This window comes from Streptomyces sp. 13-12-16 (genome assembly GCF_002114215.1).
Lineage (GTDB): Bacteria > Actinomycetota > Actinomycetes > Streptomycetales > Streptomycetaceae > Streptomyces.
The window spans coordinates 38028-38746 of the sequence record NZ_NCTE01001198.1; the positions used below are offsets into that span (position 1 = coordinate 38028).

Here is a 719-nt window from a genome sequence, read left to right on the forward strand (position 1 = left end):
TAGTCCAGTCCGGCGGCGTGGAAGAAGTGCACCGAGTCGGGGTCGCCGCCGTGCTCGCCGCACACACCGATCTTGAGGTCCGGGCGGGTGGCGCGGCCCTCGGCGACGGCGATGCCCACCAGCCGGCCGACCCCGTCACGGTCGAGCGTCTCGAACGGCGACGTGGGGAAGACACCCTTGTCGAGGTAGGCGGAGAAGAACTCCGCCTCGACGTCGTCGCGGGAGAAGCCCCACGTGGTCTGGGTCAGGTCGTTGGTGCCGAAGGAGAAGAACTCGGCCTCCTCGGCGATCCGGCCGGCCGTCAGCGCCGCCCTGGGCAGCTCGATCATGGTGCCGACGGGGCAGTCGACGGTGACGTCCGTCGCCCGCGAGACGTCGGCCAGCACCCGTCGCACCTCCTCGCGTACGAGGCGCAGCTCCCGCACGTCACCGACGAGCGGGACCATGATCTCCGCCTCGGGAGCGCCCCCGGCCAGGAGACGTTCGGCGACGGCCTCACCGATCGCCCGGACCTGCATGGCGACCAGGCCGGGAATCACCAGCCCCAGCCGCACACCGCGCAGCCCGAGCATCGGGTTCTCCTCGTGCATGCGGTTCACGGCGGTCAGCAGCTCGACGTCGTGGGCGTCCGGCTCCCCGCCGCGGGCTTCGGCGGCGGCGATCCGCACCGCCAGGTCGGTGTGGTCGGGCAGGAACTCGTGCAGCGGCGGGGGCAGCAG

Annotated in this window: 1 protein-coding gene; it reads right to left on the minus strand. The window is 72.3% G+C overall.

The window, feature by feature from the left end; all coding sequences use genetic code 11:
• Positions 1–719 (minus strand): putative PEP-binding protein (locus B7767_RS37625; protein WP_306298038.1); only part of this gene is annotated, 719 nt, incomplete at both ends.